Below are 20,365 nucleotides of genomic sequence, written 5' to 3' on the forward strand. Positions count from 1 at the left end.
CGCTACCGGTCCTGGTGGTCCGGTGCGTCGACGGGGGAGCGGTGCGCCCGCAGCGACCCGGGGTGCGCCTTGGCCGACGGGTCGCGGCGGGTCTTGATCAGGCTCGCCACGGTCACCACCACCAGCACCGCGATGATCACCGCCAGGCTGATCGACGTGGGGATCTCGGGCACCCGCTCGTCGATGTCCACGTGCAACCAGTGCAGGATCAGCTTGACGCCGATGAACACCAGGATCAGCGACAGCCCGGTCGAGAGGTAGACCAACCGCTCGAGCAGACCCTTGACCAGGAAGAACAGCGCGCGCAGGCCGAGCAGCGCGAAGGCGTTGGCGGTGAAGACGATGTAGGGCTCGGCGGTGACGCCGAAGACCGCCGGGATGGAGTCCAGCGCGAACAGCAGGTCCACGCTGCCGATCGCGATCAGCACGATGAACATCGGCGTGACCACCCGCCGCCCGTCGATGCGGGTGACCAGCTTGCCGCCGACGTAGTCGTCGGACACCGGCAGGAACCGCCGCGCCGCGTTGACCACCGCGTTGTTCTCCACGTCGGGGTCCTCGTCGCGGTGCCGGAACAGCTGCACCGCGGTGTAGATGAGCAGCAGCCCGAAGACCAGGAACATGAAGGAGAACAGCGACAGCAGGGCCGCGCCGACCGCGATGAAGATCGCCCGCATGATCAGCGCGAGCACGATCCCGAAGGTCAGCACCTTGTGCTGGTGCGCCTCCGGGACGGCGAAGGTGGTCATGATGATGACGAAGACGAACAGGTTGTCGACCGACAGGCTCTTCTCGACGATGTAGCCCGCGAAGTACTCGGTGCCGAACTGCCCGCCGTACTGCATCGAGAACCACACGCCGAACAGGATCGCCACCAGCACGTAGGCCACCGACCACGCGCTGGCCTCGGCGAACCCGACCCGGTGCGGCCGCACTGCGGCCATGATCAGGTCGACGGCCAGCAACGCGATGATCAGGACGATGGTGAGCACCCAGGTCAGCGCGGTTATCTCGAGCACGGCCCCTCCGCTGGCGTTTCGTCGTGCAGCACGGGCGTTGTTGATCTGTCGCCGATCAGGGTAAGCGTGCTCACCCCGCACCGCCCGCCGACTGCGCTTGCCCGAAGGGTACCTGCCCCTGGGTGGTTTGTCGGGTAGTTCCCGATCGGTCCTCTGTGGACGCGAGTCCGCCGGGCCCGCCCGGTTCGGGACACCCTCCGGCCTCGGCCGAGGTCAGGGCGAGGCCGACGGGCAGCTGGAGCGCGGCGAGCGAGAGCAGGATCACCAGCGGGCGCCAGTTGTGGAGCGCAACGGACCGATGCCCAGCCCGTCACGTGCTGAAGTCGCGCAGGGAGTCCGCCCAGTGCGCGGCCAGTTCGGTCGTCTCGTAGGACGCTGTGAGGGTCGGCCGCTCGTGGGGTCGGTCGTGGACCCGGCCTTCGTGGAGCTCGATCGTCCTAGCGCCCAGCCGCAGCGTGCAGGGCAGTTCCGCCCACCCCGCTTCCACTGCTGCGGCGCACCACACCGCGGTCGCTTCCGCGGTGACCGCGAAGGGCAGGACCTGTTCTCGGGGCGGTGTCGGGATGCTTCGGGGCGGAGGTACCAGCGGTCCGAATTGGATGGTCAGGGTTCGCGCCGCTGCCAGCAGGGACGGCGCGAACTCCCAGCCCTTCGGGCTCTGCCAGCGCAGCCCTCCGCCGGGCCAGGTCGTGACCCTGGTGCGGCGGGCCGTCGCCGACGTCGTGGCGTGCAGGAGCGCGGTCAGCGCGCGGGCCCGGCGCGGGGCCGATCCCGGGGTCAGCGGGGCGATGCGCTCGGTCCACCCCGCTCGGCTCGTTCCGCAGGCTCCGCACATGGTTCAGAGCATCACATCGCCGCTGTTGGGGCCGAGGGTCTGGCCGGTGTAGAGGTTGCCGCCGGGGTCGGAGGCGAGCAGCACCGCGGTGGGGGCGACCTCCTCGGGGAGGCCGAACCGGCCGAGCGGCAGCTCGGCCTCCTTCGCGCGCTTCCAGTCCGGGCTGAGGTCGTCGATCATCGGTGTGGTGATCGGGCCGGGCGCGATCGCGTTGACCAGGACGCCCCGCGCCGAGACCTCCCTGGCCAGCGCCTTGGTGAAGCCGATGACACCCGCTTTGGCCGCGCTGTAGTGGGTGAGCCCGGCACCGCCCTTCTGGCCGAGCTGGGAGGCGACGTTGATGATCCGGCCTCCTCCGGCGCCGAGCATGTGCGGCACCACCGCGCGGCAGGTCAGGAAGACCGTCGTCAGGTCGACGTCGACCATGCGCTGCCAGGTCGCCAGGTCCATCTCCACCAGCGGCACCTCGGTGAGGATTCCGGCGCAGTTGACCAGGACGTCGATTCCGCCGTGCTGCGCCAGCACGTCCTCGGTGAGCGCCCGGACCGCGTCGGGGTCGGTGAGGTCGAGGGCGTGCCGGGTTCCGGGGAGTTCGTCCGCGCTGCGCTCGAGACGCTGCTGATCCAGGTCGGCCAGCGCGAGCGCGGCACCGGCCTGCGCGAACGCCACCGCGATGGCGGCGCCGATGCCGCTGGCGGCACCGGTGATCAGGCAGCGCCGCCCGGCCAGGGTGGGGTCGTTCATCTGCGGTCCCTCCGTCAGTCGGGGAATCGGACGGTGAGCCCGCCGTCGACGACGAGGTGCTGTCCGGTGATGTAGGAGGCGTCGTCGGAGGTCAGGAAGCGGATCGCGCGCGCCACCTCGTCAGCGCGGCCGACCCGACCGGCCGGGATGCCGCCGCCAGCTGCGGCCAGCCCGGCCGGGCCCAGCGAGTTCTCCTCGTCCAGCGACTGCGGGGTTTCGATCAGCCCGGGGATGACGGCGTTGGCGCGGATGCCGCGAGGCGCCAGCTCCACGCCCAGCGAGCGGATCAGCCCGAGCACACCGGCCTTCGCCGCGGCGTAGTGGGCGTGGTCGCCCCAGCCGTAGACGCCACCGGCGATCGAGGAGACCGCGACCAGCGCGCCGCCTTCGCGCATCGCGCCCGCAGCGGAGCGCAGCAGCCGCAGAACGCCGGTGAGGTCCACGTTCAGCATGTCGTCCCAGCGCTCGTCGGTCATCTCGGCGAGCGGCGCGCGGCGCAGGATCCCGGCGTTGGCCACCGCGATGTCGAGCCTGCCGAACTCGCCCGTCGCGGTCTCGACCAGGTTCTGCACGGCACGCGGGTCGGTCACGTCGGCCGCGACGGCCAGCGCCCGGCCGCCCGCGGCTTCGACGTCGGCCACCGCCGCGGCGGGGTCGTGCGGGTCGCCGGGGTGGTAGCCGAGGACGCTGGTGACACCGGCGCGGGCGTAGGCCGCGGCCAGCGCCCGGCCGATCCCGCTCGCGCCACCGGTGATCACGGCGACCTTCCCGGCTAGGCCGTCGTCGCGGGCTGCGTTCTCGGTGTTCAACTCGGATCTCCTGTTCGAGCAGCGGTGGACAGTGCGGCCGGTGCCCCGGCGTCGGACTGCTGGTCGATCCGGCGGGTGCCCAGCATCGCCAGCCCGGAGCCGAGCAGGCCGAGCGAACCGGCGCAGAAGGCCGCGGCGGTCATCGACAACCCCGCGCCGACCAGGACCGACAGCACCGCCGAGCCGACGATCGCGCCGACCGGGCCCATGATGTGCGCGGTGTTCGGGCCGATCCCGCGGACGTGGGCCGGGAACGACTCGCCCATGTAGAACAGCAGCGCGGCGTACGGCCCGGTCAGGAAGAACAGGCCCAGCGCGTAGAGCGGGATGACGAAACCGGGTGCGGCCGGGCCGAGCAGCATCGCGGACATGACCGCGCCGCCGAGCAACCAGCCGATGATGATCGTGCGGCGGCGGCCGATGCGGTCACCGAGGTGGCCGTGGAACAGGTAGCCGCCGAACCCGGCGGCGTTGGCCAGGATCAGCACGATCAGGGCGTTGTCGAACGAGACGCCCTTGGCCTCGATGAGCACGGTGGTGCCCAGCACCGAGAAGACCTGGATAGCCATCCAGTTCAGCAACCACGCCGCCGACAGGCTGATGGTGTGCTTGCGCAGGCCCGGGGCGAAGACGTCCCGCAGGGTTCCGGTGCGCTCGTCGTCGATGCCCGCCGCGGCGGCGACCTCGTCGGCCTCGGCGTCGCGGCCGTCCTTCCGGAGCTGCCGCACGTGCCGCATGTTCACGAACACCGGCGACTCGGGCAGGCGCCAGGCCAGCAGGACGATCACGATCGCCGGGAAGGTCGCGAACAGGAACACCCCGCGCCACCCGATCGTCGGCAGGAACGCGGCGGTGAGCGCGGCCCCGAGCAGCGCTCCGATCGGCCACCCGCTCTGGACCAGGCTGTACCGGAAGCCGCGCTTGCCGTTGCGCCCGTAGACCTCGTTGAGGTAGACGCTGTTGACGACCTCCTCGGAGTAGCCGAGGCCGGAGAACGAGCGGACCAGGACCATCGAGAGCTTGCCGCCGGTGAGCGCGCTCAGCCCCGAGGTGACCGCGGCACCCGCGGTGGTGATCATCAACGACGGCTTGCGGCCCAACCGGTCGAGCATCGGCCCCACCGCGAGCGAGACCACGAAGGTCCCGGCGGTGACCCAGGTGGCCACCGCGGTGCTCTCGGCCGGGCTCCACCCGAAGTCCGCGGCGATCTCGGGCAGCAGCGTCCCGAACAGCGTGTGGTCGAAGACGCTGAACACCCAGGCCAGGAAGCAGACCAGCGACACCCTGCGGATCATGCGCTCGCCCAGCGGTCTGCCGCCGGGTGGTAAAGAACCGGTTTTTCCAGTCATGGCAGGGGACTCCCGAGGAGAGGGGAGGCGGGTCGGCGCCCGCCTCCCGGAGTGGGGTCAGCGGCGCGGGTTGCGCTGCAGGAAGTCGTCGGCGATCTCGTCGAAGGTGACCCAGCGGACGCCTTCGTGCCCGCTGATGTGCTCGATGAGCCGCTCGTGCATGAGCAGGTTCTGCGGGCGCCCGGAGACGTCGGGGTGCACGGTCATGGTGAACACCGCGTAGTCGCACTCGCGGTAGACCCAGTCGAACTGGTCCCGCCACATGACCTCGAGGTCGCGGGGGCTGACGAAGCCGTGGCTGTTCGGGCTGGCCTTGACGAACATCATCGGCGGCAGGTCGTCGAGGTACCAGGAGGCGGGGATCTCGACCAGGTCGGACTCCTCACCGCGCTGCAGCGGCTTCATCCACGTCTCGGCGGGCCGGTCGTAGTCGATCTTCGTCCAGGAGTCGCCGACCCGCACGTAGTAGGGCTCGAAGTCGCGGTGCATCAGCGAGTGGTCGTACTTGATGCCCCGCTCCAGCAGGAGTTCGTTGGTGACCGGGGAGAACTCCCACCACGGCGCGACGTACCCGGTGGGGCGCCTGCCGGTGCGGGTCTCGATCAGCTGGATGCAGTGGTCGAGGATGGCCGATTCCTGCTCGCGGGTCATCGCGATCGGGTTCTCGTGGCTGTAGCCGTGGACCCCGATCTCGTGCCCGGCCCGCACGCAGGCGTCGAACTGCTCCGGGAAGGTCTCGATGGAGTGGCCCGGCCAGAACCAGGTCGTCCGCAGCCCGGCGCGGCGGAACATCTCCAGCATCCGCGGCACGGCGACCTCGCCCGCGAACAGGCCGCGCGAGATGTCGCAGGGGGAGTCCTCGCCCCCGTACGACCCGAGCCACCCGCCGACCGCGTCGACGTCGACTCCGTAGGCCACCAGGATCTCCTTGGCCATGGCGCTCACTTTCCCTTCGTGTTCGGGTTTTCGCTGTTCTCGGGGATCAACGGCCGACCGCGCCGACGTCGCGCAGCCAGCCGAGGCAGAGCCGCGCGGCGTCGGTGTCCTCAGTGGACAGCGCGGCCGCCAGCAGCAGTCGGGCCTGCCAGGGGGAGAGGTCCCCGGCGAACACGGCTCCGGCCGCCGCGAGATCGGCGCTCCCCCCGGCGTAGAGGCCGGTCACCGCGCCTTCGCCGGTTCGGCTCGTGATCAGCACCGGGATGCCGTCCTCCAGCAGCCGCAGGCACGCCTCGGTCGTGGCGGGCGTGGTGTTGCCCGACCCGAAGGCCGCGATCACGACACCCCGCGCGCCCTGGGCGACGGCGTTGTCCACAGCCGAAGCATCGGCGCCGAGGTACTGGGGGATGACGTCCACCCTGGGCAGTTCGGTGGTGCCGGGTGCGAGCAGCGGTGCGTGCGGGGAGGTCCCGATCGCGCGCACACCCGCCTCGTCGACGCGACCGACGGGCGACCGCCCCGGTGCGGAGAACGCCCGGAGCGCGAGGGTGTGCGACTTGCGCACGCCGATCGCGGGCAGGATCTCGTCGGCGAAGGCGACGGTCACCCCGGTACCGACGGCATCCGGAGCCGCGGCCCAGCGGAGTGCGGCGGCCAGGTTGCGCGGACCGTCCGGTGCCGGGTCGTCGAACGGGCGCTGCGCCCCGGTGAGCACCACCGGCTGCGGACCGGCGTGGGCCAGGGCGAGCAGGAACGCCGCTTCCTCCAACGTGTCGGTCCCGTGCGTGATCACCACGCCGTCTGCCTCGGCCGCCGCCTGCCGCACGGCCGCCACCAGCGCGAGCACGTCGGACACCCCGGCGGCGAAGCTCGTGATCCCGGTCAGGTCCCGGGGTTCGACGTCGATCCCGGTGAGGTCCCAGACGGCTTCTGCTGCGCCGAGCAGTTCGGTGGCGTTCGCGGCCACCCGGCGACCGAGAGCGGTACCGCGGGTGGCGATGGTGCCACCGGTACCCAGCAGGACGAGGTGCTGCACAGTGCCTCCGCCAACGATTGCGCTATCGATTGCGCTAACGATTGCGTAGCATCATGCGGGGGATGCCGATCGCCGTCAAGAGGGGACTTGGGGTGGGGGACAATGTGCGTGATCGGGACTGCGGAGGGAAGAGATCACGGTGGCTGACGGAATGGTCGACTTCGGGGCACCCGACCCGGGGTCAGCTGCGGAGAGCTCCTCGCGACCCGCGACGCTCGCCGACATCGCCCAAGCCGCCGGGGTGCACCCGACCACGGTCTCCCGCGCGCTGCGCGGTGGCGAGGGGGTGGGCAGGCGGACCGCCGAGCGCGTCCGCGCGGTGGCCCAGGAGCTGGGCTACCTGCCCAACCCGGCCGCGGCGAGCCTGCGCACCGGCCGGTCCACCATGCTCGGCGTCGTCGTGCCGAGGCTGACCGACATCGTGCTGGCCACGATCTACGAGGGGATCGAGAGCGGCTCGGCCGACGCGGGCTACCAGACGGTCGTGGCCAACAGCGGGGACGACCTGGCGACCCAGCGGATGCGGGTCGAAACGCTGCTGGCGGCCAGGGTGGACGGCCTGATCCTCGGCGACGCCCGCAGCGACGCGGACCTGGTGCCGGAGCTGGTCGACCGCGGCAACCGGGTGGTGCTGACCTCCCGCCGGCTACCGGGAATCCTCTCGGTCACCTGCGACGACCTCCACGGAGGCCGCCTCGCGGCCGAACACCTCCTCGAGCTCGGCCACCGGGACCTCGCCGTGATCGCGGGCGAGCCCTACGCCTCCACCGGAGTCGAACGAACCGAAGGCTTCCGAACCGCGTGCGCCGAAGCGGGTGTCGAGATCCGCGAGGGCTACGTCGTGCAGTCGAGCTTCGACGTGCGCGGCGGCCGCGAAGCGGCGGAATCCCTCCTCCGCCTGAACCCGCGCCCCACAGCGCTTTTCGCGGTCAACGACTTCGCCGCAATAGGTGCGATGGGGGCGATCCGCGACGCGGGCCTGCAGGTCGGCCGCGACGTGGCGGTGGTCGGCTTCAACGACGTCCCCCTGGCGGCCCAGCTCCCGGTCCCCCTGACCTCCATCCGCTCCCCGATGTGGGAGATGGGCCGAGAAGCGGCCCGAACCCTGGTCCGCCTGATCAACGACCAACCCTGCGCCTCGAAAACCCTCACCCCCCACCTCCAACCCCGAGCCTCCACCCTGGGGTGATCGAAGGTCAGTTGGGCCCCAGGGTGTCGTGGACTTTTTGTCCGAGGTGGATGTCGTTTTCTCGGGGGATCCACTGGCGGCGGAGGACTGCTAGGGCCGTTGACATGTTCAGGCCGTTGATGCCGGGGAGGGCTCCGATGTCTTCGGTCGTGAAGCGGGCCAGGTGCGCTTCGTCTCGGAAGACTCCGTGGTGGGTGATCGCTGCTGGGCCTGCCGTCATCACCGTGAAGCGGCCGGACGGGTGGGCTCCCAGGGATTTCAGGACCTCTGGGACGTGTTGGGGTTGGACGTCCAGGGTCAGCAGGGCCGTGATCGGGTAGCCCAGGACCGCCGGTTCGATCTCCACTCGGGGGCGGGCCGCTCCCTTCTCCAGGACCGACTGGATCAGGCGGTACGCCGTCGAGCGGCTCACGTCCAGTTCTCGGGCCGCTTGCGCGGCGGTGAGGCGGCCGTCCTCGACGAGGAGGCGCAGGACCGCGAACTCGGCTTCGCTGAGCGGGTCCAGGGTTTCCGGGGGTGAGCCCGGGTCGGCGTCGGCGTGCTCGCGGAGCGCTGCTTCTTGTTCTGGGGTCAGGCGGTTCAGGTGCCAGGACACCGCGTGGCGGGACATGCTCAGGACCAGGTGGGACTGGATGGACGCGATGCCCGGTGTCGCGGGGAGGGTGCGGGTCAGCAGGCCGCGCAGGTCGGTTCCGGGCAGCGGGTAGATGGTGCAGTAGATGTCCGCGTCGCCGCTGGTGATCAGGATGGACTGGGCTTCCGGGATCTGCTGGACCGCGGCGGCGACCTCGGTCGTCGCGCCGGGTTCGCACTTGATCCACACCACGTACGGGTTGCCGGTGATCAGCAGCGACCAGTGCGCCGTGGAGATGAAGCGCAGCAGGCGCTGGTCCTGCAGGCGCTGGATCCGGCGGCCGACGGTGGTCGCCGAGCTGCCCAGGACCTCGGCCACGGCGTTCAGCGGCGCGCGGGGCGCGAGCTGCAGCGCGGCGACGAGGTCGAGGTCCGCGTCATCCAGATGTTGCACAGTGTCACCTCGAAGTGAACTATTCGCCCGACCTATCCGTCGATGTTGACACATTACTCCACTCGTGTGTTTGATGCTGGATCAAATCACCGACCGGTGATGAGGGGAGGAAGTCTTGGGCACGGTGGCGAAGCAGCGGCGTTCGGTGACGTCGTTGGTGATGCGCGCGCTCGACGTGGTGGATCGGGTGGGCAACAAGCTGCCGCACCCGTTCTGGCTCTTCGTGATCCTGAGCGCGCTGGTGGTGCTGGCCAGCTGGTTGCTGTCCGCGCTCGGGGTCTCCGCCGTCTCGCCGGTGGACGGCAAGGTCGTCGAGGTCAAGAACCTGATCTCGGGTCCCGGCGTGCAGATGATGCTCGGCGACCTGATCGACAACTTCGTCAACTTCCCGCCGCTCGGGATGATCGTGGTCGTCATGCTCGGCGTCGCGATCGCGGACAAGTCCGGGCTGCTGGCCGCGATGATGCGGGCCGCGCTGGCCAGGGTGCCCGCCGGGCTGGTCACCTTCGCCGTCGCGCTGACCTCGATGTTCGCCCACATCGCCTCGGACGCGGCGTTCGTGGTGATGATCCCGCTGGCGATGATCGCGTTCCGCGCGGTGGGCCGCAGCCCGATCATCGGCGCCGTGGTCGCCTACGTGGCGGTCGGCGGCGCCAGCAGCATCAGCCCGGTGATCGAGGCCTCCGACGCCGTGTTCGCCGGGCTGACCACCTCGGCCGCGCACACCATCGACCCGAGCTACGTGGTCACCCCGGTGGCCAACTACTACTTCTCGCTGGCGTCCTCGCTGCTGCTGTCGGTCTCGATCACGGTGGTGACCGAGCTCGTCGTCGCCCGCCGGGTCGCCGCCATGAACGCCGCCGAGCCGGAGCTGACCGACGTCGAGGAGCTGCCGGACATGTCGCTGTCCGCGGCCGAGCGCAAGGGCGTGCGGCGGGCGCTGGTCGCCGCCGCGCTGTACCTCGCCGTCGTCGTCCTCGCGGTGCTGCCGGGCGGCTCGCCGCTGCGCGGCGAGGACGGGTCCATCGTGGACTCGGTGCTGATGGACAACGTCGCGGTGGTCATGATGCTGTTCTTCATGGTCATCGGCACCGTCTACGGCGTGACGGTGCGGACCATCACCTCGCCCAAGGACTTCCCCGAGCTGATGGGGCAGGGGCTGCGCGAGCTGGTCCCGGTGCTGGTGCTGTTCTTCGCCGTCTCGCAGTTCCTCGCCTACTTCAAGTGGACCAACATCGGCCAGGTCATCGCCATCGGCGGGGCGGGTCTGCTGGACTCGATGGACGCGCCGGTGGTGGTGATCTTCCTCGGCGCGGTGCTGCTGATCAGCGTGCTGAACCTGCTGCTCACCAGCGGTTCGGCGATGTGGGCGCTGGTCGCCCCGGTGCTGGTGCCGATGCTGATGCTGCTGCACATCCAGCCGGAGACCACGCAGGCGCTGTTCCGCATCGCCGACGCGCCCACCAACAGCCTCACCCCGATGAGCCCGTACTTCGTGATCGCGCTCGGGTTCATCCGCCGCTACCGCCCGTCCGCCGGGATCGGCACGCTCATGTCGCTGGTCCTGCCGCTGGCGCTGGTCAACCTGACCGTCTGGGTGCTGATGTTCCTGGCCTGGTACGCCCTCGGCCTCCCGCTGGGCCCCGGCGTTCCGATCCGATGACCCGTTCCCCGCGCAGGAAGGTGCTCGAATTGTCCGCGAAGGCGTTGTCCACGTGGTGCCGAGGTCGGCTGGACGAGCTGCTCGGCGATGTCTCGATGCTCGTGCACCACGAGACGCCCAGCACCGGCAAGGCGTTGCTGGACGATGCCGCCGACTCGATCCTCGCCTGGCTGCGGGAGCGGCTCGGCGAGCCGACCGAGGTGGTCCGCCACGAGCACGCCGAGCACGGCGACCTGCTGGAGGTGACCTACGCCGGGACCACCGCCGCGCCGGTGCTCCTGGTCGGCCACTACGACACGGTGTGGCCAGCGGGGACGGTGGACCGCTGGCCGTTCGCCGTGCGGGAGGACGGGACGGCGACCGGGCCGGGCGTCTACGACATGAAAACCGGTCTGGTCACCGGGGTTTGGGCGGTCCTGGCGCTGCGGGAGGCCGGGTTGCCGTGCCCGGCGGTCCGGTTCATGTTCAACGGGGACGAGGAGCTCGGCAGCCCGATGTCCCGGCCGCACATCGAGCGCGCCGCGCCGGACTGCCGAGCCACCCTGGTGCTGGAGCCGGGCGTGGGCTGGGACGTCAAGGCGGAGCGCAAGGGTGTCGGGATCTTCACCATCACCACCCGCGGCGTGGAGGCGCACTCCGGCAACGACCCGACCGGGGGAGCCAGCGCGATCCACGCGCTCGCCGACATCATCCACCGGATCTCCCGGGAGGCCGACCTCGACCGCGGGACGTCGATCAACGTCGGCACGATCAGCGGCGGCACCGCCCGCAACGTCATCGCGGGGGAGGCCACCTGCCTCATCGACGTCCGGGTCGCCGAGCAGTCCGAAGTGGAGCGGATCGATGCCGTCTTCGCCGACCTGGCCGCCGCCGACCCGCGCGTCCAGGTGCAGGTGGAGGGGCGGTGGAGCCGCCCGCCGATGCGGCTCACCCCGGTGAGCCGGGAGCTGTTCGAGCTGGCCGACGAGGTCGCCGCGTCCGTGCGCGCACCGCTGGAACCGATCAGCGTCGGCGGCGGGAGCGACGCGAACTTCGTGTCCGCCCTGGGGTTTCCGGTGCTCGACGGCCTCGGCGCGTCCGGCGAGGGCGCGCACGCCCTGCACGAGCACGTGATCGTCGACCGCATCCCCGACCGGGTTGCTCTCGTCGCCGGGATCCTGGCCGAGCTCGCCGAGGAGCAGTCCGGCGGGCGGGCGTAGTCGTCCGGTGCGGTGCGGTGCTCCGCGATTTCAATGGAAATCGGACGTCCGATTTCCATTGAAATCGCGGGGTTCGCGGCCTGCGGCGAAGGTTCACGCGCGGGACACCGGCGCGTCCGGCATTGATCATCCGGTGGACGGGCGGCGCGCGCAGGATCTGCTCGACGTTTCGGACAAAGCAGACGAGGAGTTCGCATGTTGCGCCGAACCGTGGTTGCCGCAGCAGCCGCACTGGTGGCGTCGATCGGCCTGGCACCCGCAGCGGTCGCCACCCCCGTCACGGCCGCCGGGGCCGATGTGGCCGCCATCGCACATCGCGGGGCATCCGCCTACGCACCGGAGAACACCCTGGCCGCGGTGCGGCTCGGCGCGCAGATGCGGGCCGACCTGGTCGAGATCGACGTCCAGCAGTCCGAGGACGGCGCGCTGGTCGTCGTGCACGACAACACGCTGGCCCGCACCACCGACGTCGAGCAGAAGTTCCCGGACCGCGCCCCGTGGCGGGTCTCGGACTTCACCCTCGACGAGATCCGCACCCTGGACGCCGGTTCGTGGAAGGCGCCGGAGTACGCCGGTGAGCGCGTCCCGACCCTGGCCGAGGTGCTGGACGAGCTGCAGCGCGGGCCGTCCGGCCTGCTGCTGGAGGCGAAGTCGCCGGAGCTGTACCCGGGGATCACCGAGCGCATCGCCGACGAGCTGCGGAAGCGGCCGGAGTGGGTGCGGCCCGACCCGAAGGCGCGCAACCTGGTGGTGCAGAGCTTCAACTGGGACTTCGTCCGCGACTTCCACGGCCTGCTGCCGGGCGTGCAGGTGGGCGTGCTGGGCGCGCCGTCCGAGGCCGAGCTCGCCGAGGTCGCGACCTACTCGAACCAGGTCAACCCGAACCACGCCCAGGCCACGCCGGAGTACATCGCCGCGGTCCACGCGCACGGGATGGCCATCAACCCGTACACGGTCAACGACGCAACGCTGATGCGCACGCTGATCGACCGCGGGGTGGACGGGATCATCAGCGACCGCCCCGACGTGCTGCGCGAGCAGATCCGCCAGGCCCGTCGAGTCGGCTGACCCGAGCACCGCAGAGCGGGCCGTTCCTGCTGGGGGCGGCCCGCTTCGCCGTTGCGGGGGCGCATTTTGGGGGCTAGCCGGACCTGTGCTGCTGGCTTCGCCATTGGCTGGGACTGCAACCGAAGTGCCCGCGGAACCAGCGGGAGAAGTTGCCCGGGGACGAGAAGGACAGCAGATCCGCGATCTCCGTGAAGGTGTAGCGCCGGTTTCCCACCAGGTTCGCGGCCAGCTCGGCCCTCGTCGCGCGCAGGATCGAGGAGAAGGTCTCCCCGGAGTCGGCGAGTTGCCGGTGAACGGTCCGCCGGTCCACGCCGAGACTGCGCGCGACCTGTTCCACGGAGCACCGCCCGGTGGGCAGCAGGAGCTCGATCAGTTCTCGGACCCGCTCCCGCGCTGAGGTGTCCTTCGGCGCCTCCAGCGAATCGAGGAACTGGTAGGCGTAGGTGCGCATCAGGGGATCCGACATCTTGTTGGGCGCATCGAGGTCGTTCTCGTAGAACGTGATCCCGTTGAACTCCTGCTCGAACTTGATCGCGGAGCCGAAGATCCGCCGGTGCGTGCTCGTATCCGCCGGCGCGCGGTGCGCGAAGCAGACTGCGACCGGTTGCCAGAGCGACCCGAGGAAGCCGCACAGCAGCCGGTGCAGGGTGCCCAGGGCGAGTTCCGCAGCTTGCCTGGTTTCGGTCTGATCGCCGAGCTCGAACCCGATCCGGACGGTCGCCAGCCCGTTCAGCACGGCCATCCGCATCCGCAGCGCTTCGTTGTACATGTGCTCGTGGCGGATGAGGATGGTCAAAGCGCTGCGGACATCGGGTTCTTCGCGGATGACCAGGCTCAGCGGCCCGAGGTTGGAGAAGCGGCGGCGTTCGGCCAGCAGCAGCCCGAAGTCCTGGTGCCCGGATGCCGCTGCCGACTGCTCGAGGAGCCGCGCGACGGCCGCGGCGGGGATCCACCTGTCCTGGACCGCGATTCCCGCCGGGTCCAGCCCGACGCCTCGCATCATTCCCGCTGGTTCGATGCCCAGTGCGCGGCTCACCTCGACGTAGCTGTTCAGCGCTGCGTACCGGGCCAGGGGTTTCATGGCAGGCCTCCGCGATGTCCCCGAATGATGAGCATTCTGTCCCGCGAGGATAAGCCGGGGCGTCCCCAGGAGCCTAATGTCGCTTCCACCACAGCCGATCCGGCTCCGAGCCCCGGATGGAGGACGTCATGGCTGAACCAGCGGTGCAGAGCGGAGTGCTGGACTCCGGCCGGACTTCTCCCGCCGAGGTCCTGCGCGAGCCCTGCCGGACTGCTGCGGCGTGGCGGGCGGCCGATCTGGTCGACCCCGCCGAGTGGCGGTTCGAGCTCTCGCCCGCCCACCTCGACGAGCTCGAGCTCGCGCTGAAGTCGGTGCGGAAGCACGGGATCGTGCTCCTTCAGCTCACCCGCGAACGGTTTCCCCTCCCGACGCTCGGGGCGGAGCTGCGGCGCATCGCGCACGCGCTGGAGAACGGACGCGGATTCGCGGTGCTCAAGGGCGTTCCGGTGGACCGGTACGACGCGGCCGAGATCAACACGATCTTCTGGGGCATGGCCCAGCACCTGGGCTTCCCGGTCTCGCAGGACTCCTTCGGCCGCAAGCTCGCTCGCATCCGGTGCGCGGTTGCCGTCCCGGCAGGGTGGCAGGTGGAGCCGGAGCTCCGGACCGGCGGGTCCGATGTCGTGGCGATGCTGAGCTCCCGGGCCGGTGGGCGGAGCACCGTCGTCAGCTCGGCCGCGCTCTACAACGAGGTGCTCCGGCGCGATCCGCCGCTGGTCGAGCGGATGTACCGGCACTTCGGATTCGACAGGTGGGGCGAGCAGCTCCCCGGTGAACCCCCTCACCGCTCGGTTCCGCTGGCGTGCTGGTACGGGGGGAGGTTGAGCTTCCGCTATGCGCGCAGGGACATCGAATCGGCGCAGCGCTACCCGGACGTGGCTCGGCTGGAGCCTGCGGACGTGGCGCTGCTCGATCTGATCGACGAGCTCGCGTACTCGCCGGAGTTCCGGTTCGGCATCGACATCGAGCCCGGTGACCTCCAGCTGTTCAACAACTACTCGGTCCTGCACGGGCACGTGCAGCACAACACCGGTTCGACCGCCGCGGAACTCCTGCGCAGGCTTTGGCTGACGCTCCACGACGGACGTCGGCTGCCAGCGGATTTCGCCTGGGAGACGGCCGGGTACGGCGGTCCCCGAGGACGTGGCGGGGTGGAGCCCCGCGACGTCGTCGAACACGAGACCCGGTGGAGCTGACCCCGAATCCCCGCGGCCGACCCGGGCCGCGAACCGGACACGGACGCAGAGATGGCTGGAGCACCGCCTCCGGCCGGAACGGAGGAGGCCATGGCGAATGCCGTTCGCTTCTACCAGACCGGTGGCCCCGAGGTCATGCGGTGGGAGGCGGTCGACGTCGGAGCCCCCGGGCCGGGTGAGGTCCGCATCCGCCACGAGGCGGTCGGGCTGAACTTCGCCGACACGTACTTCCGCACCGGTCTCTACCCGGCACCGCTGCCCGCCGGCATGGGAGTCGAGGCGGCCGGTGTCGTCGAGGCCGTCGGCGAAGGGGTGCAGCACGTCCGGGAAGGGGACCGGGTCACCTACACCGGGAGCCCGCTCGGCGCTTACAGCACCGAGCGCGTGATGGCCGCGGATCCCTTGATCCCGCTGCCGGACGGGATCGGATTCGACACGGCCGCCTCGATGACCATGCGCGGGCTCACCACGGCCTACCTGCTGCGCCGCATCCACCCGTTGCGCGAAGGGGACACCGTCCTGCTGCACGCCGCGGCCGGGGGAGTGGGGCTGATCTTCCTGCAGTGGGCGAAGCTGCTGGGGATCAACGTGATCGGCACCGTGTCGACCGATGAGAAGGCCGAGGTCGCGCGTGCGCACGGGTGCGACCACGTCGTGATCTACCGGCGCGAGGACGTGGCCGAGCGGGTCCGGGAGATCACCGGTGGCGCGGGCGTTCCGGTCGTCTACGACAGCATCGGCGCGACCACCTTCCAGGCCTCGCTCGATTCGCTGGCCCGACGGGGCCTGCTGGTGTGCTTCGGCACGGCGTCCGGCCCGATCCCGCCCATCGACGCGATGCAGCTCGCGATCAAGGGATCGGTGTTCGTCACCCGTCCCGCGCTCGCCGACTACATCGCCGACCCCGCCGAGCGCGCGGAGCTGGCCGGGGAGCTGTTCGACCACGTGGCCAACGGGCGGATCGAGATCGGCATCAACCAGCGCTACGCCCTCGAAGACGCGGTGCAAGCCCACCGGGACCTGGAATCGGGCCGCAGCATCGGCTCCTCGGTCTTCTCCGTCTGACCCGGCAACCGGAGATCCAGGCGGCAGCACGATCAACCAACCTGCGGAGGAACTGTCATGTCCAGTGCGGTCCAGACGTCCCGGATCAAGCACCAGAAGCTCACCTGCACCATCGGCGCCGAGCTGTTCGACGTCGACCTCGGCGACGTCGCGCGCGATGACGAGCTGTTCGCGGAACTGCACTCGCTGCTGCTCCAGCACAAGGTCCTGTTCCTGCGCGACCAGAACTTCAGCCGGGCCGACCACGTGGCCTTCGCGGAGCGCTTCGGATCCCTCGAGGACCACCCGGTGGCAGGCAGCGACCCGGACCACCCGGGACTGGTGCGGATCTACAAGGATCTCGACAGCCCGGCCGAGCACTACGAGAACGCGTTCCACTGCGACGCCACCTGGCGCGCGGAGCCGCCGATGGGGTGCGTGCTGCGGTGCGTGGCAGGACCTGAGGTCGGTGGCGACACCATCTGGGTCAACATGGTCGAGGCCTACGCGAAGCTCCCCGACCACATCAAGACCCGGATCGCGGGGCTGCGCGCCCGGCACAGCATCGAGGCCAGTTTCGGCGCTGCGCTCCCGGTGGAGCAGCGCCACCAGCTGAAGGCCCGCTACCCCGACGCGGAGCACCCGGTGGTGCGCACCCACCCCGAAACGGGCGAGAAGATCCTCTTCGTCAACGCGTTCACCACGCATTTCGTCAACTACCACACGCCGGAGAACGTCCGCTTCGGCAGCGACTACGCCCCCGGCGCGAGCGACCTGCTCAACTACCTGATCAGCCAGGCGGCGATCCCGGAGTACCAGGTGCGCTGGCGGTGGAGCGAGAACAGCGTCGCGATCTGGGACAACAGGTCCACGCAGCACTACGCGGTGCAGGACTACTGGCCTGCGGTCCGCAAGATGGAGCGCGCCGGGATCGTGGGCGACCGGCCGTTCTGATCTCCGCCGAGATTTCCACCCCGCCATCCGCCAGGAGGAGAGGAACGCATGCACTTCCACGACGATTCGCTGTTCCCGGAGAACCAGGAGAAGCTCGTCATCACCGCGGCCCCCTACGGGCCCGAGTGGGAGCCGGACGACTTCCGGGAGGACCTGCCGCTGACGATGGACGAGCACGTCCAGCAGGCGGTCGACTGCTACGAGGCCGGGGCCACCGTGCTGCACATCCACGTGCGCGAGCTCGACGGCAAGGGCTCCAAGCGGCTGTCGAAGTTCAACGAGCTGCTGGGGCGGCTGCGCGAAGCCGTCCCGGACATGATCCTGCAGGTGGGCGGTTCGATCTCCTTCGCGCCGGAAGGGGAGGGCGCGGAGGCCAAGTGGCTCAGCGACGACACCAGGCACATGCTGGCCGAGCTCGACCCGGCCCCGGACCAGGTGACCATCGCCATCAACACCAACCAGATGAACATCATGGAGCTGATGACCGAGGACGACATCGCGGGCACCTCGCTCACCCGCCCGGCGGTGGCCGAGGCCTACCGCGAGATGTTCGTGCCGGCCGGTCCTGGCTGGGTCGAGGAGCACCTCAGGCGCCTCCGGGCCGCTGGCATCCAGCCGCACTTCCAGCTGGCCAACATCCCGCAGCTGGAGACCGTGGAGCGGCTGATGCGCCGCGGTGTCCACACCGGACCGTTCATGGTCACCTGGGTCGGCATCGGTGGCGGGTTCGACGGTCCGAACCCGTACAACATGATGGAGTTCGTCCGGCGCTGCCCCGACGGCGCGGTGCTGACGCTGGAAACCCTGATGCGCAGCGTCCTGCCGGTCAACGCCATGGCGATCGCCATGGGGCTGCACGTCCGGTGCGGCAACGAGGACACGCTGTGGGGACGGAAGGGCGAGAAGAAGACCTCGGTCCAGCAGATCGAGCAGCTGGTGCGCATCGCGGGGGAGCTCGGCCGAGAGGTGGCCACGGGCAAGGAAGCCCGCGAGATCTACAAGCTCGGTGAGACCTACGCCGACGCCGACGAGACCCTCGCCAAGGTCGGGTTCGCCCCGAACCGCAAGCCGGGGCAGGTCGGCTTCACCCACCACGCCTAGGCGCCGGAGCACCCACCGGCGTCCAGGGGGGAGACCGGGGCGCGGAACCCACCGGGAGCCGCGCCCCGGTCGTGAATCTTCACGAGGGGTACGAGCTGCACACCGGACGGAAGAGCCAGTCGAGGAGTGACGATGAAGTCGCACGCCCTGCCCGCCGAGGAAGTGCCCGGAAGACCTGGCCGCGCGGTGGCGGGATCGCGGGTCTACCCGTGGATCGTCTTCGCCCTGACCTTCGGGCTGTTGCTGTCGGACTACATGTCCAGGCAGGTTCTCAGCGCGGTTTTTCCCTTCCTGAAAGCGGAATGGGGGTTGTCCGACTCCCAGCTGGCGTCGCTGACCAGCGTCGTGGCGATGATGGTCGGGCTGCTCACGTTCCCCCTCTCGATCCTCGCCGACCGGTGGGGGCGCGTCCGCAGCCTGATGTTGATGGCGATCGTCTGGAGCGGGGCGACGCTGCTGTGCGCGATCGCGACCGGCTACGGGCAGATGCTCGGCGCCCGATTCCTCGTCGGGGTGGGTGAAGCGGCCTACGGCAGCGTCGGCATCGCGGTGGTGCTCAGCGTGTTCGCGCCCCACGTCCGCGCCACGCTGGGCGGTGCGTTCATGGCCGGTGGCTCGTTCGGGTCCACGATCGGTGTCGCCCTCGGCGGCATCATCGCGGTCCGGTTCGGTTGGCGCTGGGCCTTGGCCCTCATGGCCGTCGTCGGTCTGGTCCTGGTCGTCCTGTTCCGGTTCTCCATCACCCAGCGCAAGCTGGACCGCTACCAGTACGAGGAAGCGCGGGCCGCGGTCGGCGAACCGGAGGGGACCCGGGCGCCGCTCTCCAGCTTGTTCTCGAACGTCTCGGTGCTCTCCGCTTACCTCGGCAGCGGCCTGCAGATGTTCGTCGCCGCCGTGCTGCTGGCCTGGACCCCCAGCTACCTCAACCGCTACCACGGCATGAACCCGGACGAGGCCGGTATCGTCTCCGCCGTCCTGGTCCTGCTCATCGGCGCCGGGATGATCAGCTGCGGTGCGATCACCGACCGGGTCAGCCGGTTGCGGCCGGAGCGCAAGTGGACCACTTCGACCGGCTACGGAGTGGCCGCTGCTGTCCTGCTGGGCACCGGTTTTCAGCTCGGCGAGAGCACTGCCCAGCTGGTGGTGATCGGTGCCGGTGCGTTCTTCTCGGCCGGTGCGTCGGGCCCGGCCACCGCCATGGTCGCCAACCTCACCCACGCGTCCGTGCGGGCCAGCGGGTTCGGTGCGCTGACCCTGGCCAACAGCATCCTGGGCCTGGCCGCGGGGCCCTTCGCCATCGGGCTCCTGGCCGACCACCTCGGCCTGCTGGGGGCGCTGCAGCTCGCGCCGCTGGCCTACCTCGGAGCCATCGCGGCACTGCTGATCGGAAAACGCCGCTACCCCGCCGCGTTGCGGCAGCCCGCGGCGCACGACCAACGTGCTTCGGCATGAGCGGAGCACGGGATTGGAGCAGGAGTTGAACAACGCCGAGACCCCGACCGCAGTGATCGTCCCGGGCTTGCGCGGCCACGTCGCCGAGCACTGGCAGACCCGTCTCGCCGACACGTTGCCGAACGCCCGCACCGTGCCCCCGCTGGAACACGACGAGCTCAGCCTGGATGCCCGGGTTGCGGCGCTCGACCACGTCGTGTCGGAGGTCTCCGGGCCCATCGTGCTCGTCGCGCACAGCGCCGGGGTGATGATCACCGTCCACTGGGCGCAGCGGCACTCCCGCCCGATCCGGGGCGCGCTGCTGGCGACCCCGCCGGACTTCGAATCCCCGCTGCCCGACGGCTATCCGAGGCCCGGCGAGCTGCGCGACAACGGGTGGCTCCCGACACCGCGTGAGCCGCTCCCGTTCCCCAGCATCGTCGCGGCGAGCACCAACGACCCCCTCGCCCGACTGGCACGGGTCGCCGAGCTGGCCAGGGAGTGGGGGAGTCGGCTGGTCGACCTCGGGGCCGTCGGGCACCTGAACCCCGCTTCCGGATACGGGCCGTGGCCGGCGGCGGAGGAGTTCGTCCGCGAGCTCGGCCGACCGGACGAGGACATCGTCAACGCACTCGCGTGACCGCGCGGTAGCCCCCACTTCCCAGCGATCTGCAAGGAAATCAG

19 protein-coding genes are annotated in these 20,365 nt (G+C 70.3%); 10 read left to right on the forward strand and 9 right to left on the reverse strand.

Features of this window, described 5'->3' with window-relative positions; all coding sequences use genetic code 11:
- Positions 1 to 2: 2 nt before the first annotated feature.
- The 7 genes from F1721_RS28530 to F1721_RS28560 form a co-directional block, all read right to left on the reverse strand.
- On the reverse strand, positions 3 to 1,019 hold the full coding sequence (locus F1721_RS28530; protein WP_150069893.1) for a TerC family protein: 1,017 nt from the start codon (positions 1,017 to 1,019) through the stop codon (positions 3 to 5).
- A 310-nt stretch (positions 1,020 to 1,329) separates the two neighbouring features.
- Complete coding sequence (locus F1721_RS28535) at positions 1,330 to 1,854, reverse strand: hypothetical protein (RefSeq protein WP_150069894.1); 525 nt, start codon at positions 1,852 to 1,854, stop codon at positions 1,330 to 1,332.
- Between the two features lie 3 nt (positions 1,855 to 1,857).
- Complete coding sequence (locus tag F1721_RS28540; RefSeq protein ID WP_150069895.1) at positions 1,858 to 2,598, reverse strand: SDR family oxidoreductase; 741 nt, start codon at positions 2,596 to 2,598, stop codon at positions 1,858 to 1,860.
- A 14-nt stretch (positions 2,599 to 2,612) separates the two neighbouring features.
- On the reverse strand, positions 2,613 to 3,407 hold the full coding sequence (locus tag F1721_RS28545) for an SDR family NAD(P)-dependent oxidoreductase (RefSeq protein ID WP_150069896.1): 795 nt from the start codon (positions 3,405 to 3,407) through the stop codon (positions 2,613 to 2,615).
- Entirely contained in the window at positions 3,404 to 4,702 is a 1,299-nt protein-coding gene (locus tag F1721_RS28550; protein WP_211840666.1) for an MFS transporter, read from the reverse strand. The genes F1721_RS28545 and F1721_RS28550 overlap by 4 nt, the downstream gene beginning before the upstream one ends.
- A gap of 111 nt (positions 4,703 to 4,813) precedes the next feature.
- Positions 4,814 to 5,692, reverse strand: coding sequence for a polysaccharide deacetylase family protein (locus tag F1721_RS28555; protein WP_150069898.1), 879 nt, complete (start codon positions 5,690 to 5,692; stop codon positions 4,814 to 4,816).
- Between the two features lie 46 nt (positions 5,693 to 5,738).
- Positions 5,739 to 6,728, reverse strand: a complete 990-nt coding sequence (locus tag F1721_RS28560; protein WP_150069899.1) for an asparaginase domain-containing protein — start codon at positions 6,726 to 6,728, stop codon at positions 5,739 to 5,741.
- A 139-nt stretch (positions 6,729 to 6,867) separates the two neighbouring features.
- On the opposite strand from F1721_RS28560, the gene F1721_RS28565 reads away from it, so the two are divergent.
- Positions 6,868 to 7,917, forward strand: a complete 1,050-nt coding sequence (locus F1721_RS28565; RefSeq protein ID WP_246155369.1) for a LacI family DNA-binding transcriptional regulator — start codon at positions 6,868 to 6,870, stop codon at positions 7,915 to 7,917.
- 7 nt (positions 7,918 to 7,924) lie between these two features.
- Here the strand turns inward: F1721_RS28565 and F1721_RS28570 are convergent, their stop codons facing one another.
- Positions 7,925 to 8,944: an Lrp/AsnC family transcriptional regulator gene (locus tag F1721_RS28570; RefSeq protein ID WP_150069900.1), complete on the reverse strand. Its 1,020-nt coding sequence runs from the start codon at positions 8,942 to 8,944 to the stop codon at positions 7,925 to 7,927.
- A 160-nt stretch (positions 8,945 to 9,104) separates the two neighbouring features.
- On the opposite strand from F1721_RS28570, the gene F1721_RS28575 reads away from it, so the two are divergent.
- The 3 genes from F1721_RS28575 to F1721_RS28585 all read left to right on the forward strand — a co-directional run bounded on the left by F1721_RS28575 (position 9,105) and on the right by F1721_RS28585 (position 12,874).
- Positions 9,105 to 10,607 carry an AbgT family transporter gene (locus tag F1721_RS28575; RefSeq protein ID WP_211840674.1) on the forward strand — a complete coding sequence of 501 codons (1,503 nt, stop codon included), beginning with the start codon at positions 9,105 to 9,107 and terminating at the stop codon, positions 10,605 to 10,607.
- 29 nt (positions 10,608 to 10,636) lie between these two features.
- Positions 10,637 to 11,806, forward strand: coding sequence for a M20 family metallopeptidase (locus F1721_RS28580; protein ID WP_150069901.1), 1,170 nt, complete (start codon positions 10,637 to 10,639; stop codon positions 11,804 to 11,806).
- A 195-nt stretch (positions 11,807 to 12,001) separates the two neighbouring features.
- Positions 12,002 to 12,874 (forward strand): glycerophosphodiester phosphodiesterase, encoded by an 873-nt coding sequence (locus F1721_RS28585; RefSeq protein WP_150069902.1) that lies wholly within the window; start codon positions 12,002 to 12,004, stop codon positions 12,872 to 12,874.
- A 73-nt stretch (positions 12,875 to 12,947) separates the two neighbouring features.
- On the opposite strand, the gene F1721_RS28590 is transcribed toward F1721_RS28585, so the two are convergent.
- The gene (locus F1721_RS28590) at positions 12,948 to 13,955 is read right to left on the reverse strand and encodes an AraC family transcriptional regulator (RefSeq protein WP_150069903.1); all 1,008 of its coding nucleotides are present in this window, start codon (positions 13,953 to 13,955) and stop codon (positions 12,948 to 12,950) included.
- 128 nt (positions 13,956 to 14,083) lie between these two features.
- Between F1721_RS28590 and F1721_RS28595 the strand changes: the two genes are divergently transcribed.
- From F1721_RS28595 to F1721_RS28620, 6 genes are all read left to right on the forward strand, one after another.
- On the forward strand, positions 14,084 to 15,151 hold the full coding sequence (locus F1721_RS28595) for a TauD/TfdA family dioxygenase (RefSeq protein ID WP_170301635.1): 1,068 nt from the start codon (positions 14,084 to 14,086) through the stop codon (positions 15,149 to 15,151).
- 90 nt (positions 15,152 to 15,241) lie between these two features.
- The gene (locus F1721_RS28600) at positions 15,242 to 16,216 is read left to right on the forward strand and encodes a quinone oxidoreductase family protein (protein ID WP_150069905.1); all 975 of its coding nucleotides are present in this window, start codon (positions 15,242 to 15,244) and stop codon (positions 16,214 to 16,216) included.
- A 57-nt stretch (positions 16,217 to 16,273) separates the two neighbouring features.
- Positions 16,274 to 17,149 carry a TauD/TfdA dioxygenase family protein gene (locus F1721_RS28605; protein ID WP_150069906.1) on the forward strand — a complete coding sequence of 292 codons (876 nt, stop codon included), beginning with the start codon at positions 16,274 to 16,276 and terminating at the stop codon, positions 17,147 to 17,149.
- 48 nt (positions 17,150 to 17,197) lie between these two features.
- Positions 17,198 to 18,250: a beta-keto acid cleavage family enzyme gene (locus F1721_RS28610; RefSeq protein ID WP_150069907.1), complete on the forward strand. Its 1,053-nt coding sequence runs from the start codon at positions 17,198 to 17,200 to the stop codon at positions 18,248 to 18,250.
- Between the two features lie 132 nt (positions 18,251 to 18,382).
- On the forward strand, positions 18,383 to 19,702 hold the full coding sequence (locus F1721_RS28615) for an MFS transporter (RefSeq protein ID WP_150069908.1): 1,320 nt from the start codon (positions 18,383 to 18,385) through the stop codon (positions 19,700 to 19,702).
- A 13-nt stretch (positions 19,703 to 19,715) separates the two neighbouring features.
- Entirely contained in the window at positions 19,716 to 20,321 is a 606-nt protein-coding gene (locus F1721_RS28620; protein ID WP_246155370.1) for an RBBP9/YdeN family alpha/beta hydrolase, read from the forward strand.
- The last annotated feature ends 44 nt before the right edge of the window (positions 20,322 to 20,365 follow it).

The organism is Saccharopolyspora hirsuta (assembly GCF_008630535.1).
Lineage (GTDB): Bacteria > Actinomycetota > Actinomycetes > Mycobacteriales > Pseudonocardiaceae > Saccharopolyspora > Saccharopolyspora hirsuta.

Bases quoted from the DNA above. Each gene is read 5' to 3' on its own strand.
- F1721_RS28535 (WP_150069894.1), bottom strand. From the start codon at position 1,854: ATGTGCGGAGCCTGCGGAACGAGCCGAGCGGGGTGGACCGAGCGCATC.
- F1721_RS28540 (WP_150069895.1), bottom strand. From the start codon at position 2,598: ATGAACGACCCCACCCTGGCCGGGCGGCGCTGCCTGATCACCGGTGCC.
- F1721_RS28550 (WP_211840666.1), bottom strand. From the start codon at position 4,702: ATGATCCGCAGGGTGTCGCTGGTCTGCTTCCTGGCCTGGGTGTTCAGC.
- F1721_RS28555 (WP_150069898.1), bottom strand. From the start codon at position 5,692: ATGGCCAAGGAGATCCTGGTGGCCTACGGAGTCGACGTCGACGCGGTC.
- F1721_RS28575 (WP_211840674.1), top strand. From the start codon at position 9,105: ATGCGCGCGCTCGACGTGGTGGATCGGGTGGGCAACAAGCTGCCGCAC.
- F1721_RS28585 (WP_150069902.1), top strand. From the start codon at position 12,002: ATGTTGCGCCGAACCGTGGTTGCCGCAGCAGCCGCACTGGTGGCGTCG.
- F1721_RS28590 (WP_150069903.1), bottom strand. From the start codon at position 13,955: ATGAAACCCCTGGCCCGGTACGCAGCGCTGAACAGCTACGTCGAGGTG.
- F1721_RS28595 (WP_170301635.1), top strand. From the start codon at position 14,084: ATGGCTGAACCAGCGGTGCAGAGCGGAGTGCTGGACTCCGGCCGGACT.
- F1721_RS28600 (WP_150069905.1), top strand. From the start codon at position 15,242: ATGGCGAATGCCGTTCGCTTCTACCAGACCGGTGGCCCCGAGGTCATG.
- F1721_RS28605 (WP_150069906.1), top strand. From the start codon at position 16,274: ATGTCCAGTGCGGTCCAGACGTCCCGGATCAAGCACCAGAAGCTCACC.
- F1721_RS28610 (WP_150069907.1), top strand. From the start codon at position 17,198: ATGCACTTCCACGACGATTCGCTGTTCCCGGAGAACCAGGAGAAGCTC.
- F1721_RS28615 (WP_150069908.1), top strand. From the start codon at position 18,383: ATGAAGTCGCACGCCCTGCCCGCCGAGGAAGTGCCCGGAAGACCTGGC.